21 protein-coding genes and 1 pseudogene are annotated in these 25,692 nt (G+C 71.3%); 9 read left to right on the top strand and 13 right to left on the bottom strand.

Annotated elements, in window-relative coordinates; all coding sequences use genetic code 11:
- Window positions 1–24: 24 nt before the first annotated feature.
- Together ACFWEP_RS08770 and ACFWEP_RS08775 are read right to left on the bottom strand one after the other, a co-directional pair.
- Window positions 25–156, bottom strand: a pseudogene (locus ACFWEP_RS08770) (GuaB3 family IMP dehydrogenase-related protein); the annotation flags it as partial.
- A 27-nt stretch (window positions 157–183) separates the two neighbouring features.
- Window positions 184–1,683 carry an MDR family MFS transporter gene (locus ACFWEP_RS08775; protein WP_387367831.1) on the bottom strand — a complete coding sequence of 500 codons (1,500 nt, stop codon included), beginning with the start codon at window positions 1,681–1,683 and terminating at the stop codon, window positions 184–186.
- A gap of 321 nt (window positions 1,684–2,004) precedes the next feature.
- Between ACFWEP_RS08775 and ACFWEP_RS08780 the strand changes: the two genes are divergently transcribed.
- Complete coding sequence (locus tag ACFWEP_RS08780; protein WP_387367759.1) at window positions 2,005–2,595, top strand: TetR family transcriptional regulator; 591 nt, start codon at window positions 2,005–2,007, stop codon at window positions 2,593–2,595.
- A gap of 14 nt (window positions 2,596–2,609) precedes the next feature.
- Here the strand turns inward: ACFWEP_RS08780 and ACFWEP_RS08785 are convergent, their stop codons facing one another.
- From ACFWEP_RS08785 to glnA, 5 genes are all read right to left on the bottom strand, one after another.
- The gene (locus ACFWEP_RS08785) at window positions 2,610–2,984 is read right to left on the bottom strand and encodes a YrdB family protein (protein WP_387367762.1); all 375 of its coding nucleotides are present in this window, start codon (window positions 2,982–2,984) and stop codon (window positions 2,610–2,612) included.
- A gap of 171 nt (window positions 2,985–3,155) precedes the next feature.
- A complete protein-coding gene (locus ACFWEP_RS08790) occupies window positions 3,156–3,926 on the bottom strand; it encodes a hypothetical protein (RefSeq protein ID WP_387367765.1) in 771 nt (256 codons plus the stop codon).
- A 371-nt stretch (window positions 3,927–4,297) separates the two neighbouring features.
- Complete coding sequence (locus ACFWEP_RS08795; protein ID WP_387367768.1) at window positions 4,298–4,663, bottom strand: hypothetical protein; 366 nt, start codon at window positions 4,661–4,663, stop codon at window positions 4,298–4,300.
- A gap of 124 nt (window positions 4,664–4,787) precedes the next feature.
- Window positions 4,788–5,618 carry a GAF domain-containing protein gene (locus ACFWEP_RS08800; protein WP_387367771.1) on the bottom strand — a complete coding sequence of 277 codons (831 nt, stop codon included), beginning with the start codon at window positions 5,616–5,618 and terminating at the stop codon, window positions 4,788–4,790.
- A 264-nt stretch (window positions 5,619–5,882) separates the two neighbouring features.
- Window positions 5,883–7,244: a type I glutamate--ammonia ligase gene (glnA, locus tag ACFWEP_RS08805; RefSeq protein WP_266703648.1), complete on the bottom strand. Its 1,362-nt coding sequence runs from the start codon at window positions 7,242–7,244 to the stop codon at window positions 5,883–5,885.
- Window positions 7,245–7,488: 244 nt separating this feature from the next.
- Here glnA and ACFWEP_RS08810 point away from each other — a divergent pair, with 244 nt between their 5' ends.
- From ACFWEP_RS08810 to ACFWEP_RS08825, 4 genes are all read left to right on the top strand, one after another.
- Window positions 7,489–8,190: a DUF3105 domain-containing protein gene (locus tag ACFWEP_RS08810; protein ID WP_387367773.1), complete on the top strand. Its 702-nt coding sequence runs from the start codon at window positions 7,489–7,491 to the stop codon at window positions 8,188–8,190.
- Entirely contained in the window at window positions 8,187–8,948 is a 762-nt protein-coding gene (locus ACFWEP_RS08815) for a DUF305 domain-containing protein (RefSeq protein ID WP_387367776.1), read from the top strand. Before ACFWEP_RS08810 ends, ACFWEP_RS08815 begins: the two co-directional genes overlap by 4 nt.
- Before the next feature lie 213 nt (window positions 8,949–9,161).
- Window positions 9,162–9,587 carry a CBS domain-containing protein gene (locus tag ACFWEP_RS08820; RefSeq protein ID WP_387367779.1) on the top strand — a complete coding sequence of 142 codons (426 nt, stop codon included), beginning with the start codon at window positions 9,162–9,164 and terminating at the stop codon, window positions 9,585–9,587.
- Between the two features lie 102 nt (window positions 9,588–9,689).
- A complete protein-coding gene (locus ACFWEP_RS08825) occupies window positions 9,690–11,459 on the top strand; it encodes an NAD+ synthase (protein ID WP_387367782.1) in 1,770 nt (589 codons plus the stop codon).
- Between the two features lie 44 nt (window positions 11,460–11,503).
- Here ACFWEP_RS08825 and ACFWEP_RS08830 read toward each other — a convergent pair whose 3' ends face one another.
- The 4 genes from ACFWEP_RS08830 to ACFWEP_RS08845 all read right to left on the bottom strand — a co-directional run bounded on the left by ACFWEP_RS08830 (window position 11,504) and on the right by ACFWEP_RS08845 (window position 16,945).
- Complete coding sequence (locus ACFWEP_RS08830; RefSeq protein ID WP_387367785.1) at window positions 11,504–12,763, bottom strand: MFS transporter; 1,260 nt, start codon at window positions 12,761–12,763, stop codon at window positions 11,504–11,506.
- 348 nt (window positions 12,764–13,111) lie between these two features.
- Complete coding sequence (locus ACFWEP_RS08835) at window positions 13,112–14,137, bottom strand: endonuclease/exonuclease/phosphatase family protein (protein WP_387367788.1); 1,026 nt, start codon at window positions 14,135–14,137, stop codon at window positions 13,112–13,114.
- A gap of 270 nt (window positions 14,138–14,407) precedes the next feature.
- Window positions 14,408–15,085 carry a TetR/AcrR family transcriptional regulator gene (locus ACFWEP_RS08840; protein WP_387367834.1) on the bottom strand — a complete coding sequence of 226 codons (678 nt, stop codon included), beginning with the start codon at window positions 15,083–15,085 and terminating at the stop codon, window positions 14,408–14,410.
- Between the two features lie 243 nt (window positions 15,086–15,328).
- A complete protein-coding gene (locus ACFWEP_RS08845; protein ID WP_387367791.1) occupies window positions 15,329–16,945 on the bottom strand; it encodes an MFS transporter in 1,617 nt (538 codons plus the stop codon).
- Between the two features lie 216 nt (window positions 16,946–17,161).
- Here ACFWEP_RS08845 and panB point away from each other — a divergent pair, with 216 nt between their 5' ends.
- The 3 genes from panB (at window position 17,162) to ACFWEP_RS08860 (ending at window position 20,101) form a co-directional block, all read left to right on the top strand.
- Window positions 17,162–18,046, top strand: coding sequence for a 3-methyl-2-oxobutanoate hydroxymethyltransferase (gene panB / locus ACFWEP_RS08850; protein ID WP_387367794.1), 885 nt, complete (start codon window positions 17,162–17,164; stop codon window positions 18,044–18,046).
- 190 nt (window positions 18,047–18,236) lie between these two features.
- On the top strand, window positions 18,237–19,256 hold the full coding sequence (locus tag ACFWEP_RS08855; protein WP_387367797.1) for an ATP-binding cassette domain-containing protein: 1,020 nt from the start codon (window positions 18,237–18,239) through the stop codon (window positions 19,254–19,256).
- Window positions 19,253–20,101, top strand: a complete 849-nt coding sequence (locus ACFWEP_RS08860) for an ABC transporter permease (protein WP_387367800.1) — start codon at window positions 19,253–19,255, stop codon at window positions 20,099–20,101. The genes ACFWEP_RS08855 and ACFWEP_RS08860 overlap by 4 nt, the downstream gene beginning before the upstream one ends.
- 176 nt (window positions 20,102–20,277) lie before the next feature.
- Here ACFWEP_RS08860 and ACFWEP_RS08865 read toward each other — a convergent pair whose 3' ends face one another.
- Both ACFWEP_RS08865 and ACFWEP_RS08870 read right to left on the bottom strand, forming a co-directional pair.
- Complete coding sequence (locus tag ACFWEP_RS08865; RefSeq protein ID WP_387367803.1) at window positions 20,278–20,673, bottom strand: Rid family hydrolase; 396 nt, start codon at window positions 20,671–20,673, stop codon at window positions 20,278–20,280.
- A gap of 124 nt (window positions 20,674–20,797) precedes the next feature.
- Window positions 20,798–24,292, bottom strand: coding sequence for a BTAD domain-containing putative transcriptional regulator (locus tag ACFWEP_RS08870; protein ID WP_387367806.1), 3,495 nt, complete (start codon window positions 24,290–24,292; stop codon window positions 20,798–20,800).
- Between the two features lie 567 nt (window positions 24,293–24,859).
- On the opposite strand from ACFWEP_RS08870, the gene ACFWEP_RS08875 reads away from it, so the two are divergent.
- Window positions 24,860–25,681 carry a site-2 protease family protein gene (locus ACFWEP_RS08875; RefSeq protein WP_387367809.1) on the top strand — a complete coding sequence of 274 codons (822 nt, stop codon included), beginning with the start codon at window positions 24,860–24,862 and terminating at the stop codon, window positions 25,679–25,681.
- Window positions 25,682–25,692: the final 11 nt, after the last annotated feature.

Below are 25,692 nucleotides of genomic sequence, written 5' to 3' on the forward strand. Positions count from 1 at the left end.
GTGCCGGGCAGCGGTGCGGGCGGGTCAGCGCTTGTGGTGGGAGTCCGCGACCGTGACCTCGACGCGCTGGAACTCCTTCAGCTCGCTGTAGCCGGTGGTCGCCATCGACCGGCGGAGCGCGCCGAACATGTTCATCGAGCCGTCGGGGGTGCGGGCACGGGCGGCGCTCGGTGGTACGGGCCGTCAGAGGTCCACGCTGTCGCGGAGCTTCGTCGGGGTCAGGAAGGACGCCGCCGCGACACCGACGACGGCGATGCACGCGGCGATGAGGAAGATGTGGCCGGTCGCGTCGCCGTACGCGGCGCGGACCACCTCCTGGATCTGCGGCGGCATCGCCTTCAGGTTGAGCGTCGAGCCGCCCGAGGAGGAGGCGGCCGGATCGATGCCGAGCTTCTTCAGCCCGTCGGTGATCTTCGTGCTGACCTGGCTGGCGAGCACCGCGCCGAGCACCGAGACGCCCATGGTGCCGCCGAGCGACCGGAAGAAGGTGATGGCACCGCTGGCCGCGCCGAGTTCCCTGAGCGGGACGGTGTTCTGGAGCACCAGCACGAGGTTCTGCATCGACATGCCGACACCGGCGCCGACCGCGAACATGCCCACCCCGACGAGGACCAGGCTCGTCGTGTGGTCGATGGTCGACAGCCCGAGGAAGCCGAGGGTGAGCACGACGACACCGGTGAGGATGAACGGCTTGACCTTGCCGGTGCGCGAGACGAGGCGGCCCGCGACGGTGGAGGAGACCAGCACGCCGAACATCAGCGGGATGGTGAGCAGCCCGGACTGGATCGGCGAGTAGCCGCGTCCGATCTGGAAGTACTGGCCGAGGAAGACGGCCCCGCCGAACATGGCCATGCCGACCGAGAGGCTCGCGACGATGGCGAGCGCGGGGTCCCGGCGGCGGACGACGTGGAGCGGGACGACCGGTTCCTTCACCCGTGCTTCGACGAAGACGGCCGCACCGAGGATCAGCAGGCTGCCGGCGACCATCGCGCCGGACGGCCAGGAGATCCAGTCGAAGTCGTCGCCGACGAAGGTGACCCAGAGCAGCAGGAGGCTGACGCCGGCGGCTATCAGGGAGGCGCCGAGGTAGTCGACCTTGGCGTCGGGGCGGCGGGTCTCCACCAGGTGCAGGGTGCGGGCGAGCATCACGAAGGCGACCAGCGTGAAGGGCACCGCGATGAAGAAGCACCAACGCCAGCCGAGCCACGAGGTGTCGGTGATGAACCCGCCGAGCAGCGGGCCGCCGACGGTGGCGACGGCCATGACCCCGCCGAGGTAACCGTTGTACCGGCCGCGCTCCTTGGGGCTGATCATCGCGCCGATGATCACCTGGACGAGCACCTGCACCGCGCCCATGCCGAGGCCCTGGATGACCCGGAAGGCGATCAACTGACCGGTGGACTGGGCGAATCCGCAGGCGACGGAGGAGACGACGAAGAGGCAGATGGCCGTCTGCAGCAGCAGCTTCTTGCTGAAGAGGTCGGCGAGCTTGCCCCAGATCGGGGTGGACGCCGTGGACGCCAGCAGGGTGGCGGTGACCACCCATGTGTACTGGGACTGCGTGCCGTTGAGGGCTCCGATGATCTGCGGGAGCGCCACCGAGACGACGGTGCTGCTGGTCAGGGCGACGAAGAGCACGAGAAGCAGACCGCTCAGCGCCCGCAGCACCTCGCGGTGCGTCATCGGTACGGCTTCGGTCGGCGTGGCCGTTTCTGCGCTCACGCGCAACCTCCGGAGTTGTGTGAGGGCTGAGCGGGTCCGGCGGCGCGACTCGCGGCGGGCCGCTCGCGTGCCGGGCCCGACTCCGTTGAGCACCGGTCGCGTTGCGCGTCACACGGCACGAGCACCCGGGGCGCGCGGCAGGCCGGCGGACACCGGGGCGCACGCACCCGAAAGCACGGAACACGGGCCCGATCAAGAGATGACAGGAACACTTCACCATACATGCATCACGGGAAATTTTGCCGGATGCGCAACGATCAACGGCCAAGAGAGAATGGCCGGATGGAGAACTCTGTGGGACTGCGGGAGCGCAAGAAGGAAGCCACCCGCCAAGCGGTGCACGAGGCGACTCTGCACCTCACCGTCGAGCACGGCTTCGACCACGTCACGGTGGAAGCGGTCGCGGACGCGGCCGGCATCTCGCGCAGAACCTTCTCCAACTACTTCACCAACAAGGAGGACGCCCTCCTCTACGGGGAAGAGCGGCAGATACGAGAACTCGTCCGCCTCGTGCGCGACCGCCCCGCCGGTGAACCCGCCTGGGCCGCGCTGCGCGGGGCGATGGTGGAGTTCACCTCACAGATACCGCCCCTGGAACGGGACTGGGCCGTGCGCACCCGCCTCGCTCTGCGCCATCCCTCGCTGCTCGCACGTCAGTTGGCCAATCACGCGGGGATGGAACGCGATCTGGCCGAGACCGTCGCCGACCGCCCCGGCCCCACCGGCCACCCGGTCCGCCCCCTGATCCTCGCGGCGGGCTTCCTCGCCTCCCTGCGGATCGCCATGCGTACCTGGATCGAGGAGGCCCCGGACCGCGAGCCGGCCGAGCTGATCGCGGAGGTCATGGACGAGATGGGGCGCGGCTTCGAGTAGGCGGTGTGCGGGGCTCACCGCGCCTGCGACGCACGCGCGCGGGCGCTCCGGTCCAGGGTCAGCAGTACGGTGTTGACCGCCACCACGGCGGTGTACGACAGCGCCGCCCCGGAGCCGTCGAGGTCGTACAGCGCGGCCACCGCGCACGCGAAGACCAGCATCTTGACCCCCACCACCCCCGCGACCGGCAGGGCGTACCGCGCCTTGGGCGAGGCGAACATCCCCCACACCGTCGCCGCGACACCCGGGACGGCCACGGCGAGGAGCACGCGCAGCGCCGTGTTCTCCGAGGCGTGCCACCCCCAGCGGGCGAACGCGACGAGGGCGACGACCTCGACCAGGAACGCCAGCAGTTCGTTGACCGCGCGCAGAGGGGCGGGGAGTCTCATCCGGTGGGCCTTCCGTCGGAAAGGGGCGAGTGTCGGAGGGGAGGACTTCTCGGGCGGGGGCGGGGTTGTCCGGACGGGGCCCCGGGGCCGACGGTGAAGCCGACGCCGGCCCGGGGCCCCGTCGGGGCACCTGGCCGACGCCGGTCAGCCCGGGTTACGCCACGTCACGGGTCAGTAGTGCCACCGGTTCCTGCCGGACGAGAGGCTGCAGGTGATCGCCCGCCCGGCCGCGTCCGTGGTGGTCGCACCCACGTCGCTGCTCCGGCAGAACTGCCCCGCCCGGTAGCAGTTGCCCGCGTTGGACCGGATGCTGCACGTCGTCGTCTTCGTCGCGCCGCCGCTGGTGGACGTGCTCCCGCCCGAACCGCTGCTGCCACCGCTCTTCGACGTACTTCCGCCCGAGCCGCTGCCGCCACTGGACGAGGAGGACCCGCCGCTGGTGGACGTACTGCCGGACGACGCGCTCGGCGGGTTCGAGCAGGACTCGCCCACCCCCACGATCGTGAACGCGAGCTTGGTGGAGGTGGCGTACGTTCCGGCGGACGGACTCTGCGTGCACACCTTCCAGTTGGAGGTGTGCACCACGGAACGGTGCAGTTCGCTCGCGTCCGCGTACGTCACCGACCCGACGTGGTGGGCGCGGGCGTCCGCCACGGCCTTGGCAAGGTTCCATCCGCCGTAACCGCCCACCGTCGCCTTGACGACCGGCTTCTCCGAAGGAGTCGCGGACGGCGACGGCGAGGCCGTGGCGGTCGGTGACTCCGAAGCGGACGCGGACGCGCTCGGAGAAGCCGTGGCCGAAGCCGTGGGAAGCGTGCTCACCGTGGCCGAAGCCGTGTCCTGATCCCCGTCCGAGCACCCCGCGAGACCCACGGCGAGGGCCACCAGCCCGACCACCAGGCCTCCGTAGGCCCGGCGGCCCTTCCTCATGTCGTTCTCCATGCCCTGGGCACCGTTCGATCCTGACGATCTCGGCGCATACCGAAGAGACATGCCACCCCCCTGGGTTCTCGTTCTCGGCAGGTGGCGCGACCGGGCAATCGGCGTGTGCCGCGCCGGATGCGCGTCGAAACCCGACGCGGCGCCACTGCGGAGGCCAGACTAGAGGAGATAGAGAGGATTGTATGAGGGTCTTGTGAAATTCATTTCGTCGCCGTACGACCTGGCCCCCGCCCCCGCCCTCACCCTCGCCCTCGCCCTCGCCCTCGCCCTCGCCCTCGCGGAGCCTTTTCTCCGCTCGGTCCGTGCCCCTCGACCGGGCAGCGCGGTCGGGGCCTCTCGCGTCCGGCCGCCCCTCACCGGAAGGTACGGGTTCAGCGTCTGTGCAGATACCAGCGAATGGGCAGCCAGCAGGAGCACACACCCGAGAACGCGAACAAGTAGACGCTGTGCGAGGCGTATCCGGCGCGATGGACCAGGACGGCGGAGCCTACGACCCCCAGGACGACCACGAGGATGCAGAGGTTCTCCCAGCCGCGCGTTCCGCTTTCCGCCGCCACTCGCGCCTCGAAATCCTGGCGGCCCATGTGCTCGTACCGACGAGCGGTCGCCGTGGCCTCGGAGGTTTCCCGAGGGTGGCGTTCGGGCGAGGGCTCGGATCGTCGGCGCCGCCCGGGCAGCCGGGGCAGCCGGACTTGAGTGAACAGCTCCCCGACGGCGTAGAGGACGTCGGCTGCCACGGAAAGCAGGCGCCGCCACCGGGGAATCGGTTCCGGCGGGACCTGTTCCTCGGAGATCGGGTCCGGCGGAACCGGGTCCGGGGGTGTGGAAGCCGGGGGGCTGCCTGCCATGTTTCGGGTCCCTTCACTTCGTGAGGGCGAAGGTCGCGGCCAGCAGCCCGGCCACCGACTGCATCAGCACGACATGCTCGGCGGTCAGATCGGTTTCCAGGGGGGCGTCGACTATGAGGACGCCGTATTCTTCGCTGCCGGCGGCGACGGGTACGGCGATGACGGACTTGTACGTCGTACTGAACGGATCGATGCGGCTCACGTATCCGGTGGCCGACCCCACGTGGAAGGGGGTTCTTCTCTCCAGGATGTCGTGCAGAAGATGGGATCCCGCTGCCCCGTCGATGGTCGCCCGAGGGCCGGGGGACGCACCGGCCCAATCGTCCAGCTTGAACTCGTGCGCGGTTCTGGGCGCCTCCAGCCGGTAGTAGGAGCAGCGAGCCCTGGGAAGCCCCGAGCTGGGATCGGGATCGGCCGTGAGCACCGCCGCACCGGTGAGTACCGATGTCCTCACGGTCGTCCACTGCGCGGTCTGAGCGGTGGCCAGCGCGGCGGGCGCGGCGGCGCCGGTGCCGGCGAAGGCAGCCGCGTACTGCTGCGCCAGCTCACCGAGCGCCGTCGACAGCGGCTGGAGGGTGCTGTTGTAGGTGACACCCAGCGTGCGCGCGGCGCGGGCCACCTGCTGGCGCGCCTTCTCCTTCTCCCGCTCATTGAGCGCCGCGTCGGCGGCGGTCACGAGGACGACGACAAAGGCCGCGAGACTGCCGAGCTGCAGCATGAGTTCTTTGTCTTTGAAGTTCTCTTCGCCGGCTTTCACCGATGTGGCGAACACGACGGCACCGAGGAAGCTGGAGAAGACGAGAAGCAGCGCCTTGGTCGCGTACCTGGTCAGCCATGACTTCATCGACCCTCCGTACACCATGCGGTCTCACCGGCCGCCCGCTGACCGGTGGAGCGCGCAGAGCGCTGAACCGTGCAGAGCCAGGTTACTCAACAGCGCATCCTAGCTTGCCGGTTGGGGCCGCGATGGGCAGAACCTCCCACTTCTGTCGTCCTGGCCGGACGGCCCACGAACAGCCCGGGCCCGGTCGTGGCAGCGGGCGGACCGCGTCCGAAGTGGACCGCGACCCGCCCGCGTCTTCACACTGCCTGAAGCTCCGACCAGCCCCTACAGCACCGGCAGCAGCGCCTTCCGCTCGAACGCGGTGACCTCGCTGCGGTACTCCTCCCATTCGCGCTTCTTGTTGCGGAGGAAGAAGTCGAAGACGTGCTCGCCCAGCGTCTCCGCGACGAGTTCGCTCTTCTCCATCAGGGAGATGGCCTCGCCGAGGTTCTGCGGGAGGGGCTCGATGCCCATCGCGCGGCGCTCGGAGTCGGAGAGGGCCCAGACGTCGTCGTCGGCGCCGGCCGGGAGTTCGTAGCCCTCCTCGATGCCCTTGAGGCCCGCCGCGAGCAGCACCGCGTAGGTGAGGTACGGGTTGGCGCCGGAGTCGATGGAGCGGACCTCGACGCGGGCGGAGCCGTTCTTGCCGGGCTTGTACATCGGGACCCGGATGAGGGCGGAGCGGTTGTTGTGGCCCCAGCAGATGTACGAGGGAGCCTCGCCGCCGGCACCGGCGCTGCGGGCGGAACCGCCCCAGATGCGCTTGTAGGAGTTGACCCACTGGTTGGTGACGGCCGAGATCTCGGCGGCGTGGCGCAGCAGGCCGGCGATGAAGGAGCGGCCGACCTTGGAGAGCTGGTACTCGGCGCCGGACTCGTAGAAGGCGTTGCGGTCGCCCTCGAAGAGGGAGAGGTGGGTGTGCATGCCGGAGCCCGGGTACTCCGAGAACGGCTTCGGCATGAAGGTGGCCTGTACGCCCTGCTCCAGCGCGACCTGCTTCATGACCAGGCGGAAGGTCATGATGTTGTCGGCCGTGGAGAGCGCGTCGGCGTACCGCAGGTCGATCTCCTGCTGGCCGGGGGCGCCCTCGTGGTGGCTGAACTCGACGGAGATGCCCATCGATTCGAGCATGGTGATCGCCTGGCGGCGGAAGTCCATGCCGACGTTCTGCGGGGTGTGGTCGAAGTAGCCGGAGCTGTCGGCCGGGGTGGGCCGGGTGCCGTCGACCGGCTTGTCCTTTAGCAGGAAGAACTCGATCTCGGGGTGGGTGTAGAAGGTGAAGCCGAGGTCGGAGGTCTTGGCGAGGATGCGCTTGAGGACGAAGCGGGGGTCCGCGAAGGACGGCGATCCGTCCGGCATCAGGATGTCGCAGAACATGCGGGCGGTGCCGGGGGCCTCCGCGCGCCAGGGCAGGATCTGGAAGGTGCCCGGGTCCGGCTTCGCGATCATGTCCGATTCGTATACGCGGGCGAAGCCCTCGATCGCCGAACCGTCGAAGCCGATGCCCTCGTCGAAGGCTTGTTCCAGCTCGGCCGGAGCCACGGCGACGGACTTGAGGAACCCGAGGACATCGGTGAACCACAGTCGTACGAACCGGATGTCACGTTCCTCAAGCGTCCTGAGGACGAATTCCTGCTGCTTGTCCATAGCCACATCCTTGCAGTTCAGACGGTCCGCGCACCACCGCCCGGGGTAGGGGAGTCACTCCAGTATCACGACCCGGGATTTCACCCAGATTACGCACACGGTGTGAGAGAGAGCACGCGGCCACCCACTACGATCGACGGCCCCGATGTGCTGGGGCACGGACGCATGCGCGACCGACTCTCGCACAGGGGTTCTTTCCGACTCGTCCGCTCCCTCCCGACTCCTCCCAGAAGGACTCGACGCCATGAGCCTTTCCCCGCAGCCTCCCCAGATCCAGACTCCCCCGGCCCCGCTCCCCGAGCGGCGCCGCGTGGGGCGCGGCAGGGCTCTGGCCATAGCGGTCGGCGTGGCCGTCGTCGCAGGTCTGGTGGGGTTCGGCGGCTCCGGAGTGCTGGACGGTCCGGCCTCGCGGGCCGGTCTCGTGTCCACCGCCGCGGCGGACTCCAAGCCGGGCGGAGCCGATCCCGCACGGGCGGCCGGTACGGCGTCGGCCCCCGCGATCGAGGGCGAGAAGTCCTGGGACACGAGCAAGCTCACCCGTAACCACGTGACCCACGAGGTCCACTACCCGATGACGCCTCCGGTGGGCGGGGACCACGACCCGACCTGGATGGACTGCGACGGCGACGTATACGAAACGCCGCTCGCCGACGTGAACGCCGTGCACTCCCTGGAGCACGGCGCGGTGTGGATCACGTACAACGGCGACGCGTCCGCCGACGCGGTGCGCCGGCTCGCCACCCGGGTCACGGCGACCCCGTACACGCTGCTCAGCCCCTACCCCGGCCAGTCGGGCACCATCACGCTCAGCGCGTGGGGGAAGCAGCTCACGGTGGAGGAACCCGACGACGAGCGGGTGGGCAGGTTCCTCGCCGCGTACGTCCAGGGCCCGCAGACCCCGGAGCCCGGCGCGCCGTGCACCGGCGGACTGGCGGTTCCCCGATGACCGGCGGTACGGGGCGCGGGGCGCGCCCGCGCTGGGTGGCGGCCGGGGTGCTGGTGCTCGCGGCGCTGGTCGGAGGCGGTACGGCAGCGGTCGTGACCGCCCGGTCCGACGGCAGGGAGGCCGGGCACGGGCCGGCGCAGGGATACGGGCAGGGCTCCGGCCCGGGAGAGGGGCTCCCGGCCGTGGACTCGGCGGACGCCGGGTTCGCGCAGGACATGGCCGTCCACCACGAGCAGGCGGTGGAGATGTCCTTCGTGGTGCGGGACGGTACGCACGACCAGGACGTGCGCCGACTCGCGTACGACATCGCCCACACCCAGTCCAACCAGCGCGGGATGCTGCTCGGCTGGCTCGACCTGTGGGGGCTGCCGAAGATCGCCACGACCGGAGCGCCCATGGCGTGGATGGGAGCGGAGAAGGGCGCTGACCACACGGGCGCCATGGCCGGCATGGACCACACGGACGGCATGGGCCACGGCCCGGACCGGTCCGGGGCGGGTGCCACGATGACCGGCATGGCCACGGCCGCGGAGCTGAAGCGGCTCGGTGCGGCGCGGGGCCGGGACGCGGAGGTTCTCTTCCTCCAGCTGATGACCGACCACCACAAGGGCGGCATCGCCATGGCCCGCGCGTGCGCGGAACGCTGCGCGGTGCCGGCCGAGCGGCGGCTGGCGCAGGGCATGGCGGACGCCCAGCGGTCAGAACTGGACCTGATGGCGGACCTGCTGGCCGAGCGGGGTGCACGCCCCCGCGCCTGAGCGCCTCAGCCGTCCGCGAAGCCGCCGTCGCCTGCCCGCCCCGCATGCCCGGGCGGGTGACGGCAGCCTCGGGGTGTCCCGCCCAGAGCTTTCCACCCTCACTCGAATGGGTGATTTAGGTCGGCGGCGGGGCGTGCGCCCGAGGACGATGGAGGATGGACTCGGGGCCGTACGGGGGTGTGCTCAGGCACGGATCAGCCCAGGAGGAACCCCATGACCACGGCGAAGGACATCATGCATCCCGGTGCCACCTGGATTCCGGCGCACGAGACACTCGACCGCGCCGCCCAGATGATGCGCGATCACGGGGTGGGTTCGCTCCCCGTCTCGGCGGAGGGCGCCGAGGACCGGATGGTCGGGATCATCACCGACCGGGACATCGTGGTCGGCTGTGTGGCGAGCGGCCACGATCCGGCGGCGACGACGGCGGGGGACCTCTGCCACGGGACACCGCGCTGGATCGACTCGGGGGCCGGGGTGGACGAGGTGCTGGAGGAGATGCGGGCACACCGCATCCGGCGGCTCCCGGTGGTCGAGAACAAGAAGCTGATCGGCATGATCAGCGAGGCCGACCTGGCACAGCACCTCAGTGAGGAGCAGATCGCCGACTGGGCGGGCCAGGTGTACGCCCGGGGCTGACCAGCCCCACGTCGGTCGCCCACACCCCGCCAACAGGCTTCCGGGGGAACGGAATCACCGCCCTCCCAGACATCGTGTCAGAGAGACGATTACACTGCGGGGGTGCCTCAACTACGCCTCGCCCTCAACCAGATCGACTCGACGGTCGGCGATCTCGTCGGCAACGCCGAGGCGATCGTCCGCTGGACCCGGCACGCCGACGAGCTGGGCGCCCACCTCGTCGCGTTCCCCGAGATGGTGCTGACCGGCTATCCCGTGGAGGACTTGGCCCTGCGGTCGTCCTTCGTCGAAGCCTCGCGAGCGGCGCTGCGCGCGCTCGCCGCACGGCTCGACGCGGAGGGCCTCGGCGAACTGCCGGTGGTCGTCGGTTACCTCGGCCGCTCCGAGCACGCCGCTCCCCGGTACGGGCAGCCCGCGGGTTCGCCGCGCAACGCGGCGGCGGTGCTGCACCGGGGGCGGATCGCGCTGGACTTCGCCAAGCACCACCTCCCCAACTACGGGGTGTTCGACGAGTTCCGGTACTTCGTCCCGGGCGATTCGCTGCCGGTCGTGCGGGTGCGCGGCATCGATGTGGCGCTGGCCATCTGCGAGGACCTGTGGCAGGACGGCGGGCGTGTGCCGGGGGCCCGCGCGGCGGGCGCGGGGCTGCTGCTGTCGATCAACGCCTCCCCCTACGAGCGGGACAAGGACGACACCCGTCTGGAACTGGTCCGCAGGCGGGCCCGGGAGGCCGGTTGCACCACCGCGTACCTGGCGATGATCGGTGGCCAGGACGAGCTGGTCTTCGACGGTGACTCGATCGTGGTGGACGCGGAGGGCGAAGTGATCGCCCGCGCGCCGCAGTTCGCCGAAGGCAGCGTGATCCTCGATCTCGAACTCCCGGCCGCCGCGGCCGAGCCACCGTCCGGGGTGGTGAACGACGGGCTGCGGATCGACCACGTCGTGCTCACCGGAGAGCCGCTCCCGCCGTACGCACCCGAGCTGGCGGGCGGGTACGCCGAGCGGCTCGACGACGACGAGGAGCTGTACTCCGCGCTGGTGGTCGGGTTGCGCGCGTACGCCGCGAAGAACGGTTTCAGCAGTGTGCTCGTCGGGCTCTCCGGCGGCATCGACTCGGCGCTCGTGGCGGCCCTGGCCTGCGACGCGCTGGGCGCGGCGCACGTGTACGGCGTCTCGATGCCGTCGAAGTACTCCTCGGACCACTCCCGGGACGACGCGGCCGAGCTGGCCCGGCGCACGGGCCTGAACTTCCGCACCGTGCCGATCGGGCCGATGTTCGACGCGTACATGGGGGCGCTGGAGCTCACCGGACTCGCCGAGGAGAACCTCCAGTCGCGGCTGCGCGGCACCACGCTGATGGCGATCTCCAACCAGGAGGGGCAGATCGTGCTCGCGCCGGGCAACAAGTCGGAGCTGGCGGTGGGTTATTCGACGCTCTACGGGGACTCGGTCGGGGCGTACGGGCCGATCAAGGACGTGTACAAGTCGTCGGTCTTCCGGCTGGCGAGGTGGCGCAACCGGGCCGCCGAGGAGCGCGGGCAGATCCCGCCGATCCCGGAGGCGTCGATCACCAAGCCGCCCAGCGCGGAGCTCCGGCCGGGGCAGGTGGACGCCGAATCGCTGCCGGACTACGAGGTGCTGGACCGGATTCTGGAGCTGTACGTCGACCGCGACCAGGGCCGGGACGCGATCGTCGCGGCGGGCTTCGACGAGGAGCTGGTGACACGGACACTGCGGCTGGTGGACACCGCAGAGTACAAGCGGCGGCAGTACCCGCCGGGCACGAAGATCTCACCGAAGGGGTTCGGCAAGGACCGACGACTGCCCGTCACGAACCAGTGGCGCGAGGCGCCCGTGAAGCAGCTTCCGTAGTCGGGGTGGGGGCGCTGTCTCAGCACCCCCACCCCCACGCCCGCCTACTCCCCCGGTGCGCTCCGTACGGTCTGCCGTCCGGCCACGTGCGCTTCCGGCGCACCGGCGACGGTGTCGGCGGTGCCGTCCGGCCCGCCCGCGACGACCCGGGAGGGTGTGACGCGGTCGCGGTCCAGCAGGGTCGCGGTGACCGCGATGGAGAGGCCGGCCACGGCGAGCGCCGCGCCGACCGGTGCGGGCGAGGTCCAGCCCCAGCCCGCCGAGATGGCCGCGCCGCCCAGCCAGGCACCGCCCGCGTTGGCGAGGTTGAACGCCGAGTGGTTGGAGGCGGAGGCCAGTGTGGGTGCGTCCTTCGCCTTGCGCATCACCAGCATCTGGAGCGGGGTCGTCGTCATGAAGCCGACCGCTCCGAGCAGGATCACCATCACCAGCGCCAGCCACTTCACGTGCACCGTGAGCGGGAAGAGCAGCAGGACGACGGTGAGCGCGCCGAGCGCGCCGAAGAGCGTCGGCCGCAGCGCGCGGTCGGTGAGCGGTCCGGCGGCGAGCGCGCCGAGGGTCATGCCGATGCCGAACAGGGCCAGCACGAGGGTGACCGAGGACTCGCCGAAGCCCATCGCCTCGGTGGTCATGGACGAGAGGTACGAGTACACGGCGAACACGCCCGCGAAGCCGAAGACGGCGGTGAGCAGGCCCAGGATCACCTGGCGGTCGCGGAGCGCGCGCAGTTCGTGGCGTACGTCCTGGTGTTCGGCGACGGGGATCTGCGGGATCAGCCGGGACAGGGCGGCCAGGGCGACCAGCCCGATCACGGCCACCACGAGGAAGGTCGCCCGCCATCCGAGGTGCTGGCCGAGCAGGGTCGCGGCCGGTACGCCCACGATGTTGGCCACGGTCAGGCCGAGGAACATCCGTGCGACGGCCCGCGCCTGACGGCCCTCCGGGACCAGGCGGGCGGCGACGACCGCGCCGACGCCGAAGAACGCGCCGTGCGGCAGGCCCGCGATCAGGCGGCCCGCGAGGAGCCAGCCGAAGCCGGGGGCGAGGGCCGAGGCGGCGTTGCCGACGACGAAGAGCGCCATCAGCAGCAGGAGCATCCGCTTGCGGGGGATGCGGGAGCCGAGAGCGGTGAGCAGCGGGGCGCCGAGCACGACGCCGATCGCATAGGCGGAGACGAGGTAACCGGCGGTGGGCACCGACGTACCCAGGTCGTCCGCGACATTGGGCAGCAGCCCCATCATCACGAACTCGGTGGTGCCTATGCCGAAGGCGCTCACAGCCAGGGCGAGCAAGGCCAGAGGCATGGGGAAGGAACCTTTCAGCTGGAGGGCGCGCGTGCGTCCCGGGCGGACGGGTGGCCGTCCGGGGACGTGGCGGAGCGGTCGGCCGCGCGAACGTGCGCGCGGACCGTGCGGGGAGAGGGTGGGAAGGAAGTCGAAGAGACGGACCCGGGCACTCCGGCGGCTCTGCCGGGCAGGCTCAGGTCATCAGCCTGAACAAAGTGTGGCAGATGATCCGTTCCTGGAGGTGAACGGGTCGTTTCGGCAGAGTTCGATCCGGGCGTCCGCGAGGCTGCCGCGGCCGCTCCGGGCGGCTTCAGAGCCGCAGCGTGCCGGACCGCAGCGTGCCGGACCGCAGTGTGCCGGGCGCGGTCAGAGCTGGACGCGGGCGGCGATCGGCAGGTGGTCGCTGTCGGTCGCGGCGAGCGTCCACGAGGACATCGGCTCCACGCCCTTGACCATGATCTGGTCGATCCGGGCCATCGGGAACGCGGCGGGCCAGCTGAAGCCGAAGCCGTCGCCCGCGGCGCCCTGGGTGGACCGCATCTGCGAGGTGACGGCCTTCAGGGCGCGGTCGTTCATGGTGCCGTTGAGGTCGCCGAGCAGGACGACCCGGCTCAGCGGCTCGTCGGAGATGGCCTCACCGAGGGCGTCGGCGCTGTTGTCGCGCTGGTTGGCGGTGAACCCGGCATGCAGTCTGACGCGGACGGAAGGCAGGTGGGCGACGTACACGGCGACCCTGCCGCCGGGGGCGGTGACGGTGGAGCGCATGGCCCGGACCCAGCCCATCTTGATGTCCACGGGCTTGGTGTCGCTGAGCGGGTACTTGCTCCAGAGGCCGACGGTGCCCTGGACCGAGTGGTACGGGTAGGGCGCGTCCAGCGCCTTCTCGTAGGCGGCGACCTGGTTGCCCGGCAGTTCCTGGAGCGCCACCACGTCCGCGCCGGAGCCCGCGACCTGCTGTGCGGTACCGGCGGGGTCGGGGTTGTCGGCGTTCACGTTGTGCGTGGCGACGGTGAGGTCGCCGCCGGGGCCGGATTTGTCGTCGAGCAGCAGACCACCGAAGAGATTGAGCCACACCACCAGGGGCAGCAGCAGGGCGACGAGGGCGGTGGCGGAGCGCCGTACGAGACCGAGGAGCAGCAGGACGGGGAGAACGACACCGATCCACGGCAGGAAGGTCTCGGTGAGACTGCCGAGGTTGCCGAGCCGGTTGGGGATCTCCGCGTGGAAGACCATCACCAGCGTCACCAGGACCGAGCAGAGCGCGAGCAGGATTCCGCGCCGCCAGATGCCCCGGTCCGCCTTCAGGCGGGCCAGTCTGCTTCGCAGGCGGGAGCCGGCGCGCGGCGGCTCCGCGTTGTCGTTGCCGGTGTCCGCTCCGTACGCCTGCACCATCGTGCTTCCTCACTGCGTTGCCCTGCATGTCGCCGCGCCCCCGACCCTAGGGGATCGGCGGGCGTTTTCCCTCCGTCCGTATCGGCGGCACGGAGTGGAGGACGCCCGGAACGGGGCCATGGGTTCCGCTTTGTGCCGAGCCGTCCGGGCCTGTGACCGACCCCTCATTTCCAGCCGGTCCCCTCCGGTGCGGCCGGTGCGACCTGCGCGACCGGTGCGGCCGGCGTCGCACCGGCCGGGTCGGGGCACCGTACGGCGTGGCCGCGGAAGTCAGCCGCCGGCGGTAGGTCCGGGCGCGTCGGACCGTCCGGGCGCGTCCGCCGGCCGCGGCGCCGCGGCGGAGGCTCCCGACGTCGGACCGAGGCCCTGGAGCAGGGCGTCCATGACCCGGTCGACCAGGTCGTCGGGCAGCGGCGCGTCGCGGCGGTGCAGCGTCCGCACGAGCATCGCGCCGATGAACAGGTCGTCCATCAGCTCCACGTCGAGGTCGTCCCGCAGTTCGCCCGCCTCGACGGCCCGGCGGACCGCGTCGACCATCGCGGCCCGGCGCGGCGCGATGACGGTGTTCTGGTACTCGGTCCAGAGCCTGGGATGGCTCTTCATCTGGACGATCACGTTGTGCAGCAGGACCGAGGAGCGCTGTGCCAGCCCCCGGGTGCGCTGGGACTCCATCAGCACGCGGAGATCGGCGAGCCCGGCGGTGCCGGAGACGACGGGGTCCGGCAGTTCCATGTCGCGCAGCACGTCGAGGAAGAGCTCTTCCTTGCCGTCCCAGCGGCGGTAGATGGTGGCCTTGCCGACCTTGGCGGTACGGGCGATGCGTTCGATGGAGAGGCCGGCGAGCGGTTCGCCGGCCTCCAGGAGGGAGATGACGGCGTCCAGGATGGCCCGTTCGGCGGCGGCGCTGCGGGGGCGGCCCGGGCCCCGGTCGTGATCGGGTGCCCGCACGTGCTCCGGTTCCCGCGCCGGGGTCTGCTCGGGGCCTTGCTCAGGGCTCTGCTCCAGGCCCTGCCCGTACTGCTGATGCCGCACCTGATTCCGCCTCTCCTCGCCCGTGGACCGCTGCGCCAATTCTCGCCGACCGCGAGCCTGCCTTCCCGCCGGGATCGGCACGGCCTCGTTCGCACGGGGCTGCGCGAGGGCCCGGGCCCCCGGACTCACGCCGGTGGGGCCCGGGCCGGTTCGCGCGGGTCAGGCCTTTCGGCCCTGTTCGGCCGGGACGGGTGCGGGCCGCTCGGGGGCCTGCGGCCGGGGCTCGGCGGCGGACTTGCCGGGCAGGAAGAGGGCGACGACCACGGCGCCGGCCAGCGCGACGGCGGCCGAGCCGAGCGCGGCGACGTGCATGGCACCGATGAAGGCGTCGGAGGCCGCCGCGGCGAGCGGCCGGCCGGCCGGGCCGAGCTTGGCGGCGACACCGAGGGTGGCCTCGATCGACTCTCCGGCGACGTCGCGGGCTCCGGCCGGCACGGCCGAGAGGTGGTCCTCGATGTCGCCCCGGTAGACGGCGGAGAGCACCGAGCCGAGCACCGCGATGCCGAGCGCCCCGCCGACCTGGCGGAAGGTGTTGTTGATGGCGGAACCGGCACCGGCCTTCTCGCGGGGCAGCGCCTGCATGATGGCGACGGTGACGGGCGGCATGATGTGCGCCATTCCGGTGCCCTGGACGAAGAAGACCACGCACAGCACCCAGACGGGCGTGCCGGCGTCGAAGGTCGCGAAGGCGGCGAGCCCCGCGGCGACCAGGATCAGGCCGACGGTGCAGACCGCGCGGACGCCGAAGCGCTGGACGACGATCCGGGCGCGCGGCGAGAAGATCATCTGCGCGGCGGCGAGCGGCAGGACCAGTAGTCCGGACTGGAGCGCGGTGTAGCCGCGCACGCTCTGGAGGTAGAAGGCGGAGAAGAAGGTGACGCCCATCAGCGCGAAGAAGACCAGCGCGATGGCGGTGACGGCGGCGGAGAACGCCGGCTTCTTGAAGTGGGAGACGTCGAGCGCGGGGTGCTGCACGCGCTTCTCGTACAGGACGAAGGCGATCAGGACGACCACGCCGCCGAGGACCGGACCGAGCACGGTGAGGTCGGTGAAGTCGGCGAGTTCGCCGCCCCGGATGATGCCGTAGACGAGCAGTACGAGCCCCACGACGGAAAGGACGACGCCCACCGGGTCGAGCCGGCCTGGCTTCGGGTCGCGCGAGTCCGGTACGAGGATCACCATCGCGACCAGGGCGATGAGGCCCACGGGCACGTTGACGAGGAAGATCGAGCCCCACCAGAAGTGCTCCAGCAGGAGCCCGCCGGTGATCGGGCCGATGGCGATGCCCAGGCCGACGCCGCCGGCCCAGATGCCGATGGCCTTGGGCTGCTCCGCGGGCTCGAAGACGTTCATCAGGATGGCGAGGGTGGCCGGCATCACGAAGGCGGCGCCGAGGCCCATCACCGCCCGCCAGGAGATGAGCTGGCCGGGCGAGTCGGAGAAGGCGGCGAGCGCGGAGCCCGCGACGAAGACCGAGATACCGAAGAGCAGCACCCGCTTGCGGCCGAGGCGGTCGCCGAGGAGCCCTGCGGTGAAGAGCAGACCTGCGAAGACGAGCGTGTAGGAGTTGATCGCCCACTCCAGCTCGCTCTGGGTGGCACCGATTCCGTCCGGCGCGGGACTGGCGATCGTCTTGACCGCGACGTTCAGGATCGAGTTGTCCAGCACCACGATGAGCAGGCTGAACATGAGCACGGAGAGAATGGCCCAACGGCGGCGGTGGACCGCCTCCGGGACACGGGACACGGCGACGGGCGCGCCGGACGGTATGGACATGGGAAAAGCCTAACGGCCTTTCGATACGAGACCGTCTCGTATTGTAAATTTTTTACCTTTCCAACCCTCCGTCCGCGCGCCTCTCCCGCCCCGCCCGGCGAACCGGCGGAAGGCGACCCGCGGGCCCACTTCCCGCGCACCACCGGGGGATGCCACCATGGAAGCGATCCGGGGACGCCGTCAGGGCGCCTCGAGATGACGAAGGAGCCGTTGGCCATGTCGCTCAACGCTGCGCAGAATCAGTCTGCCCCCGCCGGGCCCTCCCCCTCCGACAGCGGCAAGTCGCTGTACGGGGGCAAGAGCACCCGCCGCATCACCGTCCACGACATCGCCGCCGCCACCGCGCGCGGTGAGAAGTGGCCCATGCTGACCGCCTACGACGCGATGACCGCGTCCGTGTTCGACGAGGCCGGCATCCCGGTCCTGCTCGTCGGCGATTCCATGGGGAACTGCCACCTCGGCTACGAGACCACCGTGCCCGTCACGATGGACGAGATCACCATGCTGTCGGCCGCCGTCGTACGGGGCACCAAGCGCGCCCTGGTCGTCGGCGACCTGCCCTTCGGTGCGTACCAGGAGGGACCCGTCCAGGCGCTCCGCAGCGCCACCCGGCTGGTCAAGGAGGCCGGAGTCGGCGCCGTGAAGCTGGAAGGCGGCGAGCGCAGCCTCGACCAGATCCGGCTGCTGGTCGAGTCCGGCATCCCGGTCATGGCCCACATCGGCCTCACCCCGCAGTCGGTCAACGCCATGGGGTACCGGGTACAGGGGCGCGGCGAGGAGGGCGCGCACCAGCTGCTGCGGGACGCCAAGGCCGTACAGGACGCGGGAGCGTTCGCGGTCGTCCTGGAGCTGGTGCCGGCCGAGCTGGCCGCCGAGGTCACCCGCACCGTGCACATCCCGACCGTCGGGATCGGCGCCGGTCCGGACACCGACGCCCAGGTGCTCGTCTACACCGACATGGTGGGACTGACGGGCGGCAAGGTGCCGCGCTTCACCAAGCAGTACGCGGATCTGCGCCGGGTCATGGGTGACGCGGCGAAGGAGTTCGCGGGCGAGGTCGTCGGCGGCACGTTCCCGGCGCCGGAGCACACCTTCCACTGACGCCCCGGGCGGTCTCCGCCCACGCCCACCGGTCCCGTGGGTCCCACCTGCCACGCCGGCCACACAGCCACCTCCGGCACCACCGTCAGCCCGCCGACATCCCCCATCGGCGGGCTGACGCATGCCTGTCGGCGGATTGACGCTCGCCTGTAGGCGATATATCGGTGAACTGTCGGCCACGTCTGGTCCCATGGTGGACATGACGCGAAACGACATGAACCCCGGGCGCGGAATCGCCATCGAAGTACGGGGGCTGGTGAAGCACTACGGCACCACCAAGGCACTGGACGGTGTCGACCTCGACGTACGCGAGGGCACCGTGCTCGGTGTTCTCGGCCCGAACGGCGCGGGCAAGACGACGCTGGTACGCGCCCTCTCCACGCTCATCGTGCCCGACGCGGGCCACGCGATCGTCGCCGGCTACGACGTGGTCAAGCAGCCCCGGCAGTTGCGCCGCACCATCGGCCTGACCGGCCAGTACGCCTCCGTCGACGAGAAGCTCTCCGGCTGGGAGAACCTCTACATGATCGGCCGGCTCCTCGACCTGCCCCGCAAGGAGGCCCGCAGCCGCGCCGACGAGCTGCTGGAGAGGTTCTCGCTCACCGAGGCGGCCCGCCGCCCCGCGATGGACTACTCCGGCGGTATGCGCCGCCGGCTCGACCTGGCCGCCTCCATGATCGGCCGCCCCGCGGTCCTCTACTTGGACGAGCCGACGACGGGCCTCGACCCGCGGACCCGCAACGAGGTCTGGGACGAGGTGCAGCGGATGGTCGCCGAGGGGACGACCGTGCTGCTCACGACGCAGTACATGGAGGAGGCCGAGCAGCTCGCCAGTGAGCTGACGGTGATCGACAAGGGCCGGATCATCGCGCGCGGCGGCGTCGACGAGCTGAAGGCGAAGGTCGGCGGCCGCACCCTCCAGATCCGCCCGTCCGACCCGGCCGACCTGCCCGCGATGGCGCGCGCCCTGCACGAGGCGGGGCTCGACGGGGTCTCCGGCGCGCAGGCCGTCCCGGACGAGGGCCTGCTGTACGTACCGATCCTGAGCGACCAGCAGCTGACGGCCGTCATCGGCCTGCTGGGTACACGCGGCTTCTCGCTCGCGCACGTCGCCACCGCCCTGCCCAGCCTGGACGAGGTCTTCCTCGCCATCACCGGCGGCAAGACCTCGGCCGCCGCCGTTCCGACCGACGAGGAGGTCGCCGCATGAGTACGACGACGCTGACGAAGTCCCCCACCGACCAGGTGCCGTTCCGGCCCGTGAGCGACGAGGGGAAGATCGGGCTGCGCGCCAACCTGCGCCACATCGGGGCGCTGACCCGGCGCAACCTGCTCCAGATCAAAAGAGACCCCGAGTCGATGTTCGACGCGCTCCTGATGCCGGTCATCTTCACGCTGCTGTTCACGTACGTCTTCGGCGGCTCGGTCGGCGGCTCGCTCGGCGGCGGGCGGGAGGAGTACCTCAACTACCTGATCCCCGGCCTGATGGCCATGATGGGGATGAACATCGCCTCCGCCGTGGGCACCGGTGTCAACGACGACTTCCGCAAGGGCGTCATGGACCGGTTCCGCACGATGCCGATCGCCCGGTCCTCGGTGCTGATCGCGAAGATCGTGGTGGAGTTGGGCAGGATGATGGTCGCCACCATCATCCTGCTGGCGATGGGCTTCGCGCTCGGCATGGAGATCCAGACCTCGTTCCTCGGTCTGCTCGAAGCCGTCGCGCTCTCGGCGGTGTTCGGTGCCGCCATCATGTGGATCTTCATCCTGCTCGGGCTGGCCATGAAGACGGCCCAGGCGGTCCAGGCGACGGGAATGCTGGTGCTGATGCCCCTGCAGTTCGGATCCTCCATCTTCGCGCCGACCCAGACGATGCCGGGCTGGCTCCAGACGTTCACCGAGTACAACCCGCTGTCGAACCTCGCCGACGCGGCACGCGGTCTGATGATGGGCGGCCCGATCGCCCACTCGGTCTGGGTGACCCTCGCCTGGGCAGGCATCATCACCGTCGTGATGGCACCGCTGGCGGTCGCCAAGTTCCGTAAGGCCGCCTGACGGCCCGGCCCGGCCCGCGCGCCTCGCCGTCCGCCCCGGAGTCGGGCGGACGGCGCACCGCGCGGGTCCGGTCGCGCGTGCACGCCACACCGGACGCCCGACTCGGCCCGTCCCCGACGAGCTTGCGCACCCGCGCGCGAACCAGCCCCCGCAGGGGGGTGCGGCGGCGGGACGGCTCAGGCCACCGCGACCGCCTCGATCTCGATGAGCATGCCGGGGTCGGACAGGGCGGTGACCTCGGCCAGGAGGCTGGCCGGACGGCAGCGGACCGCGGCGAGTTCGTCCATGAGCACCGTGTAGTTGGCCTTGCAGTCGGCCAGGTCGGTGGTGAAGACGCGAATCTGCACGACGTCCGCCATCGTCATCCCCGCTTCGGCGACGGTCTGCCCGAGCCGTCGCAGGGTGAGCCTCATCTGCCCGGCCATGTCCCCCTCGCAGGCGATGGCGCCATCGTCACCGCGGGCCTCGTGCCCGGAGACGAAGAGCCAGCTTCGGGGAGAGTCGACCCGGACCGCGCGGTTGTACATCAGCCTCTCGCCCACCATGCGTGGACCGATCTCGTGAACGCCCATCTCTCCCGCCCTTCCGGTCGAATCGCGGGAACAGGCAATCACCTGGGCCGCGACACCCTCCGGACCCGCCCGGAACGGGCGTGTCGCTCCGATGTCCCGCCGCCACCTCGTGTGGTGGCGGCCTTCAGCGGTTGTGCGCGACCGCCAGGGCGGTGGCCTCTTCCAGCGAGAGGTGACCGCCCTCCGCGTAGGCAGCCTCGTAGGCCGCGTCCCCGATCGCCGCGCGCGCAGTTCCCTCGGCCTTGGCCAGGTTCTGCCGCTCCACAGTGGTGGGCACGTGCAGGGGGGAGAGGCGGGCGGCCTGCGTGCCGAGCAGTCGGGCGGCGTCCCGGGCACCGCCCTCGCCGCCGAGCCCCGCCAGCGCCCAGGCCGCCGTCACGAGGTGGATGGAGGTCATCTGGGGTGCGACCATCTGCGCCAGCCGGTCGTTCGCCCGCTCCACCGCCTTGATCGCATGGTTCAGGGCCTGCGCGTACAGCTCTTCCTCGTTGTCGAGCCAGGCCACCACACCCATGACGAAGCCCTCGAAGATGGCCAGCGTCTGCCCGTTGAACTCCGCCGCCAGCAACTCCATCTGGGCACGCGCCTCAGTGATCCGCCCGGTACGGCCGAGCAGCATGCCCAGGTGCATCCGGGCGAAGGGCGTCGCCTCGTGGCCGGAGCTCGTCCGGTCCATGCCGATGACGTCGCGGAGGATGGCCTCCGCCTCCTCGGTCCGGTCCGTCTCGGCGAGGATGTTCGCGTACCGGGTGCGCAACACGGCGACCTGCGACTGCGCACCGAGCTGTTCGGCGTACTCCATGGCGGCGAGGTAGTCCTCGGCGGCCTCCTGGTACTTGCCCGCCTGCTCGTTGGCCTCGCCGCGCGAGGCCAGTGCCTCGGCGGAACCCCAGGCGTCCTGCAGCCGGGTGAAGATCTCCAGGCTCTCGTCCGCGTCCACCCGGGCGTCCTGGGTCGAATCGGCCTGGTTGGCGAGCAGGTTGGCCCGCATCTGGAGCGCCGACCCCAACTCCCATTCGTAGCCGTACTGCCGGCAGGTGCGCACGGTCTCGTCCATCACTTCGTACAGCTCGTTCCTCTCGCCGGTGAGGATGACGGCGAAGACCCAGAGCGATCCGGGCGAACGGCAGGTCTGCGGTTGGCCGGGCCGGTAGGTGTGGGCGATGATCCTGAGGCGCTCCATGCTCTCCTCGGTCATCCACAGATCCATCTCGTGGTCCATGTTGGCGATCTGGATGAGCCGCACCCCGCGTCGCGCCTCCATGAGCTGGTCGGGCTCCATGGGCGGCGGCTTGTCCGTGCACCGCTCGTGCAGCGGGGGCGCGGGCACCCCCGGCGGGGCGAACGGGTCGGGGCCGAGCGCCGCCGCCGTGTCGGCCCATTGGCGGGCCTCGTCACGCAGGTCGCGCAGCATCCAGTACGGGCCCATGGACAGGATGATGCAGAGGCACTCGTGCTCGTCCTCCAACGCCGCCGCGTGACGGAAGGCGGTGCGCAGGTTCTCGTACTCGCGCCGGAACAGCTCCAGGGCGGCCCGCTGCCCGGGGCCGCGCAGCCGGGGGCCTCCGGCACGCGCCAGCTCGCGGTAGTACACCAGGTGACACCGCTCGACGGCAGCTCGCTCGCCCGCCTCGTCCAGGCGCTCGGAGGCGTACTCCCCCACGGTCTCCAGCAGCCGGTAGCGCATCTCGCCGTCGCCCGACTCCTCGGCGACGACGAGGGACTTGTCGACGAGTGAGCCGAGGAGCACGGCGACGTCGCGGACGTCCACCGCCTCCTCGTCCCCGGTGATCCCGGCGTACGCGCCGGGGAAGTCGCCCACGCTCAGGGAGCAGACGGCCTCGGCCGCCGCGAGGGAGCAGCCGCCCGCGAAGACCGACATCCGCCGCAGGACCGCGCGTTCGGCGGCGTCCAGCAGATCCCAGGACCAGTCGACGACGGCGCGCAGGGTCTGCTGGCGCGGCAGCAGGGTCCGGCTGCCGCTGGAGAGCAGTCGGAAGCGGTCGTCGAGCCGGTCGGCGATCTGCCGGGGGCTGAGCATCCGCAGCCGTGCGGCGGCGAGTTCGATGGCGAGGGGCAGTCCGTCGAGGCGGCGGCAGATCTCGACGCTGGCCGCGGCCGTCGCCGGGTCCGCGTCGCTCCGGAAGCCGGGCCGGGCGGCGTGACCGCGCTCCCCGAAGAGGCGGAGCGCCGTGGGGTCCGGCAGCGGTTCGACCGGGCGGACGAACTCGCCGGGGACGCCCAGGGGTTCGCGGCTCGTCGCGAGGACGGTGACACCCGGGCAGCGGGCGAGGAGGTGGTCGGCGAGCGCGGCTGCGGCGCCGACGACGTGCTCGCAGTTGTCGAGCAGCAGGAGCATCCGGCGGCGCGCGCAGTGCTCGGTGAGGCGTACGAGGGGGCTCGCGGTGCCTCCCTCGGCGACGCGCATCTCCTCGGCGCCGGCGCCGCGCAGCACGGTCTCCCGGGCGTCGAGTGCGGAGAGCACCGCTTCGGGCACGGCCTCGGGGCTGTCCACGGGGGCGAGTTCGGCCATCCAGACGCCGTCGGGCCAGGCGTCGGCGACGGTCTCGGCGGCCTCCTGGGAGAGCCGGGTCTTGCCCGCCCCTCCGGGGCCGAGGAGCGTCACCAGCCGGGACCGGCCCAGGTCCTCGCGCAGCGCGGCGATGTCCGCCTCGCGACCGACGAAACTGGTGAGCCGGGCCCGGAGGTTGCCGGAGGGCGCGCGCAGCGGCGGCAGGGCCACCGGAGCGGCGGGCCGGGTGGACGGGGTACGGACCTCCGGGACGCCGCTCGCGGGCGTCCGCGCGTCGGGCCCGAGCGGACGGGCCGGGGCCGCGGGCCGGTCGCCGGGTCGATCCGGGCGAGCGGCCTCCACCCCCGGGCGCACCGGCGGAGCGCTGTCGTGGTGCAGCAACTCGACGTGCAGCGTGCGCAGTTCGGCTCCGGGGTCGGTGCCGAGGCGGGCGGCGAGCAGGGCGCGCACCTCCTCGTGCGCGGCGAGGGCCTGCGCGGTGCGGCCGGCCTGGTGCAGGGCGCGGATACGGAGCGCCTGGAGCGGTTCGTCGAGCGGGTGGTCGGCACAGAGGGCGACCAGTTCGGGCAGCGCCTCCTCGGCGCGGCCGAGCGCGAGGTACGCGCTCCCCCGGGCGCGCCGGGCCGCGAGCCGCCGGGCCTCCCAGCGGGCCGTGACGGCGGTACGGTCCGGCAGATCGGCGAAGGCCGGACCGCGCCACAGGGCCAGGGCGGCGTCGAGGGCGTCGAGCGCCTTCGCGCCGTCACCGGCCTCCAGGGCCCGGCTCCCCTCCCCCGCGAGCCGCTCGAACCGGCGCAGGTCCACGGCTTCGGGCTCGGCGGCGAGGCGGTAGCCGCTCTCGTCGGAGGCGATGGCGTCCCGGCCGAGCGCCCGGCGCAGCCGGCCCACGAGCGCTTGGACCGCGCCCGGCGCGTCGGCGGGCGGCTCACCGTCCCAGACCTCGTCCACGAGCACCGCCACCGGGACCGCCCGGCCGGGGCTCAGGGCGAGGACCGTGAGCAGGGCACGCAGCCGCGCCCCGCCGAGGGCGACGGCCGTGCCGTCGTCGCGAAGTACCTGGGTCGTACCGAGGATGCAGTAGCGCACGGGGCCATTGTCCGTGAAAGAGATCGGGGATCGCACAGCCACCCGATATATTCCGATAGCTCGCGAGCCGTCGAATCGCCGTCCGCGCCCATGCGGTTACGTTCCGGGGTCGTCGGCGTCGCGTCCCCAGCGGCCAGACCCTCACGGCCAACCGGAAAGCACCCCCCTCCCCCTGCACCACGAGCGCGACCCATCAGGCTCTCGCGCACAGGTGCAACCGTCACCCTCGCCCCCAAAATAGTTCCACGATGGAATCTCCGTACGGGAGAGGCTTCCACGGCCGGGCAGGCACTTCGTCACCGCCCGCGGCATCGACCGGCAGCAGGACTTCGGCCAGGACATCGAGGAGGCGTGGCGCACGGGAGACGGACCCGGAACCGATCGCGAAGACCAGCAGGGGCAGCTGCACGCCGACTCCCTCGCGCTCGCACGGCAGTTGGGCTGCGCAGACGATGCGGGGCCGCCCGCCCCCTTCACCGTGCCCGAGCGGGCACAGGGGAAGGGGGCGCCGCCCGAAGGGGCAGGAAAGCGAGAAGGGGACTGGGCAGGTGCGCCTACTCTCGTCGCATGACCACTGGGATCAGCCGCCACGACCGGCGCATCAGCCCGGTCTTCCTCGGGATCGCCGCCGTCACGGCCGCCGCCGGCGCGGCCGTGTGGACGGGGTTCGCCGAACGGACCGGGTTCGCCGTCTTCCTCTTCGTCACGGGCGCCTGGATCGTCTCGCTCTGCCTCCACGAGTACGCGCATGCCCGCACCGCGCTGCACAGCGGGGACATCTCGATCGGGGCCAAGGGCTATCTGACGCTCAACCCGTTGAAGTACACGCACGCGCTGCTCAGCATCGTGCTGCCGGTGCTCTTCGTGATCATGGGGGGCATCGGGCTGCCCGGCGGTGCCGTGTACATCGAGCGGGGCCGTATCCGGGGCCGGTGGAAGCACAGCCTGATCTCGGCGGCGGGCCCACTGACGAACGTCGCGTTCGCCGTCGTCTGCACGGCGCCGTTCTGGCTGGGCGGCCTCGACGGGGTGCCGCTCGGGTTCCGGTTCGCGCTGGCGTTCCTGGCGATGCTCCAGATCACGGCCGCGATCCTGAACTTCGTACCGGTGCCGGGGCTGGACGGGTACGGGGTGATCGAGCCCTGGCTGTCGTACCGGGTGCGACGCCAGGTGGAGCCCTTCGCGCCGTTCGGGCTGATCGCGGTGTTCGCGCTGCTGTGGGTGCCAGAGGTGAACGGCGTGTTCTTCGACGCCGTCGACGCGCTGCTGCGGGGGCTCGGGGTCAGCGACTTCGAGACGTACTGCGGGCAGGACCTCTACCGCTTCTGGCGGGACTTCACCGACCAGCAGGACCCCCGCTGCACGGCTCTGGCGGGGCTGTCCGGCTAACGCGTGCTGCG

The organism is Streptomyces sp. NPDC060198, from assembly GCF_042728415.1.
Lineage (GTDB): Bacteria > Actinomycetota > Actinomycetes > Streptomycetales > Streptomycetaceae > Streptomyces.